Source organism: Microcystis flos-aquae FACHB-1344, from assembly GCF_014698375.1.
In the GTDB taxonomy this organism is placed as follows: Bacteria; Cyanobacteriota; Cyanobacteriia; order Cyanobacteriales; family Microcystaceae; genus Microcystis; species Microcystis aeruginosa.
Map to the genome: position 1 here is coordinate 1 of NZ_JACJSW010000008.1, position 4174 is coordinate 4174.

At 35.8% G+C, this 4174-nt stretch carries 2 protein-coding genes; one reads left to right on the top strand and one right to left on the bottom strand.

The window, feature by feature from the left end; all coding sequences use genetic code 11:
• Nucleotides 1-379 precede the first annotated feature (379 nt).
• The gene (locus tag H6G48_RS00100; protein ID WP_190717889.1) at nucleotides 380-2521 is read right to left on the bottom strand and encodes an alpha-isopropylmalate synthase regulatory domain-containing protein; all 2142 of its coding nucleotides are present in this window, start codon (nucleotides 2519-2521) and stop codon (nucleotides 380-382) included.
• 697 nt (nucleotides 2522-3218) lie between these two features.
• Here H6G48_RS00100 and H6G48_RS00105 point away from each other — a divergent pair.
• Nucleotides 3219-3932 carry a DUF4407 domain-containing protein gene (locus H6G48_RS00105; protein WP_190717893.1) on the top strand — a complete coding sequence of 238 codons (714 nt, stop codon included), beginning with the start codon at nucleotides 3219-3221 and terminating at the stop codon, nucleotides 3930-3932.
• Nucleotides 3933-4174 lie beyond the last annotated feature (242 nt).

Genomic DNA, 4174 nt, shown 5'->3' on the forward strand with positions numbered 1-4174 from the left:
GCGTAAGGACTTCCGGAGTTTGTGTCCAGTAGTCCATTAGTATTATATTGCTTTAACTCAGGCTGTGTAAGACTTTTAGCCATAGCTAGTATATTTATACGGGGGAAGTCCAGGAATAATTGTAAATTTTTGTGGCTCTTCGTTACTTGTTATGGTTCGATAGGGGGGCATAAATCGACTAAATCCTTATCTGGCAAGAGACTTAATTGATTAGTTCGCTCTAGATAAAAAACAATTGACAAAAATCGCTAAATGCCTTTCTATATAAGGGTTACATCCCTTATAACCCCCCTCCATTGCATAAGACAAACCGAAGAGCCATTTTTGTCAAGAGGTGAGGTTATACCTGAACTTTCCCCGCTTATTGACTTTTTACATTTTACTGACTATTGACTAAATCTTTATCCTCAGCTTTTTCCCAGATCAAATCAAACTGTTGTTTATTGACGAGAATATCATCTTGAACAAAGGATATAGAGCCGTCTTCTTCATTTCCTTGACTGTTAACAACCATTTTAGTTGTTAATTCGTCACCACAGACCAAGAAATTTGTTGAAGCTAAGGATTGCCAGCCTAAAAAAGGTTCCGAGTTTGATTGTAAATTCTCTACATTTTCTTCGAGGATATAGCGTACATCTATGCCATCGCGCTTTTGTCTTTCCATAATTTCTTTGATTTCACTAGACAATTTATCTAAGATAAAGACTCTTTGGATATTGATTCCCTGCTGAATCAATTTTTTATTGAATTCTTGAAATTTGTATCCTAGCTCGCTATTCCACCAAGAGACTAATTTGCCACTACTCACTGCGAAGATAGAGATAGGCGCGCTCTCTCTTGTTTCAAAAATCTTTGTTAAAATCTCTATGGTTTTTTCAATTCGTGCTTGTCCAGAAATTTTTACTATTCCAGTCCTAGTATATTCGTTAGCAATTTTTTCCACACAAGTTGATTTATTATTAACGAGGTTATCCGTGGCAGAAACACAGGCATTAAACGCTGCTGTTATCGTGTCTTCATTTATGTCTTTTCCTACATAAAAATTACTCCCATCTTGAATTATAACAGTAGCAGTAACAGGGACGTTTATATCATTGTTTATTTTTTCATTTTGTAAACTTACCCAGTAAAGAAAGAAATTACAAGCCTTGTTCTCTAACTGAAGTGCTTTATTCAAGGAATAATTTAGAGCTTGACATAATGCATTAATTGAGCCTTTTTCTACAGCTATTCCTGTAAATTGTTTATTCGTTTTAGGATTCCACAATGTTACTTCAGCTTCAGCTAATTGATATTGTTCGCAATAAAGTCTGAAGTTTTTTACTTCCCAAATCCCGATAGTTAGCACTGGTTCTTTTTCCTTCCCATTCACTAACAAGCCATCTTTTAGTTCATTGATTAACTCAATTTTCTGTTGAGCTTCAAATTCTTTATGAGTTTCTAAATATTGTAAATCTTCTCTTTCATGAGCTATAAAGTGATCGATCTCATTAATCCAAAAATCGATTAGGGGTGTACGGATAGAATCATCTAATATTAACTTAAGATATTGAATGTTATCATTATTCAAAGTTTCAAGGTTAGCTATTTTACTATATAGTTCAATCTTTGTTTTAATTTCTGGATTCTTGTAGGAAATTATTTCTGTCTCTTTTACTTCTTTTAAATAATCTTCGAGATTCTCACTTTCCTTAATTGTATGAAACTCAAGGCGAATATGTTTAAGCAATTTCTCATGCTTTTCTTTGAGTTCATTAATTAGGTCTTGATTTTCGGATTTCTCAGGTGAGTCTATCCAATCGCCAGCGATTTGTTGATAGCTTAACCCTTTCTCGTATATATGCTCTAATAATTGATGATCTTTCGGACAAGATTCTTTGATTAGTTTGTCTAAAACATATCTAATTATCTTCATATTATTAATCAAAGACTCTTCACTAATGATTAATTTATTAAGACTTGATTCTTTCTCTCTCCGTTGAGAGTTTAAGTGTTTTAAAATTTGCTCTAAACAAAATTTTCTCAGGGTAGCAGAAGGGGCTTTTTCTAAAATGTTTCTGTGAGAAGAATCTGAAACTATCTCCCTAATCGCCTGTCCGATTATTTGAGCGGGACTATAATGTTCAACTTGAACTTGCTTTAAGGTTCTAGCGATAAAAGCAAATAAAGAACGGGCTATCGCGTGTTCTCCTCTTAAAATAAATTGAAAATTTCGTTCTATAAATGGAGATGGATAAATAATAGATGATACTGATTTTTGGGGAGTTATAATCGAGTTTATTACCTGAATAAGACGGCGTTCCTTCCCTCTAGTTTCTCCGGTAATATTAAACTTTTTATAAACTTCTCCCATACATTTCTGACAAGCATTTTCACTTGTTTCAAGTTCTTCCGCTATTTGTCGATAATTTTTTTTCTCAATAAGGCGACGAAAAAAAACTTCTCTTTGCTGATCAGTCAATTGATACTTGTCTGCTACAGGGATGAGCGTCTTGTCGTTGAAGATAGTCAGTTTTTCCATTTCTTAACCTTTGTATAAAAAGACTTTCTGTAACTGTTTAGGAAAGAGATGTTTCAGATGCTCCCAACAGATTTGTCTTTGAGCAAAATCGACCCAATTGTAAGTGTTAAACGTGATCGAGCTCTTCTGGTTTCTGTGTGGAAACGAGGTCTATACTGATAGTTTATTTAACCAAATAGTCCTAAAAGTCTTTCCCAGTAAACATTTCACGATTTCATAAGCAAAAATTATCACACAAAGTCGAGAAGCTCCGTGATCGCACTTCTCAGAGTACCATGTTTCCCTCCTGAACGGCTACTTTTGTATTTTGTATAAAATAATACAAAACTTACCAAGCCGTCATGCTTTACTGAGCTTACTGAGTTTGCTGATTTTACTGAGTTTGCATGAGAAAGAACCTGAACCGATCGCTCGCTCATTGAGTGTCCTCACACTCACAGCTTTGTCCTCCTGCTCATTGGGGCAACTTCCCATCGACTCTAGTTAAATAAGCCTTGAAGCGCGGAGGATTTATCAAACCGAACCTGAATCCGCAGTAATTCTACTTTTTTCCATCTTCATGCAAATAATTTCTACTTTTTTCCATCTTCACGCAAATAATTTCTACTTCGATGGGGACTGACATCACCGAGACAACTTTTTACAATAAATCCAGTTCCAGTTTAGGAATTGGCACACCAACCATCAGGAGGTCAATATGAAATCTACATCTCTACCTCAATCTAATGCAAGCTTTGCTCTGAAATTCCTTTGGTTTTGTGCGGGAGCAAACATTAAGGTTTTAGAACGATGCCAAGTCGATCACAATAAATATGCCATGATCGGTTTTACAATTCTGTTGACCTCTGTACTAGCATCTCTCAGTGGAGGTTATGCCCTGTGGACTGTTTTTAATTCCACAAGGATGGCTATCGGCTTTGGTTTCTTTTGGGGATTAATGATTGGCAATCTTGATCGCTTTTTAGTTTCCACCACTCGGAAGGAGGAAAAGTGGACTGCAGAACAAAGTGTCTTTCTCGGAGTTCGGGTATTAGTCGCTATCTCTATCGCTTTTGTTGTGGCTAAACCCTTAGAACTCAAAATTTTTGAAAAACCGATTCGGGCTGAACTGGTTGAACAAAACTCTAAAAGTGCTTCAGAGAACCAGGAGCGTTTAATCCTGAAGTATTCTGAAATTTCTGACTTAGAAAAAGATAATGAAAAATTGCAGAACGAGTTAGATAAGTCGAAACAACAAAGGGATGAAGCTTATCGGGCTGTTATTGGAGAAGCAGAAGGAACTTCTGGCACAAAAAAATTAGGCAAAGGCCCTGTCTATGACGAAAAATGGCAAAAATATCAGCAAAGTCTGACTGAATATGAAAGCACCAAACAAAATTTAGGTACTCAGATTAAAGAGCAGAAGTGTTGAACGGGGAAAAAAGTCGTACAAAATTTGATATTATAGATAAGAAAACAAAGTAAATATACACCAATAAATGTGAATAAGCCATGCTAACAATTTTCCCAAAACTAATGAAAGAGCTTCTCAAGCCACTCCCCAAAAATGACTATCCCGCATTAAGTACATTTACTTTTGTGTCCTGTTGGATAGGTTTTGCACTGGATAAAAGTATCGTCAGCATGAGAGACTTAAGCGCACGCCTGAAAATG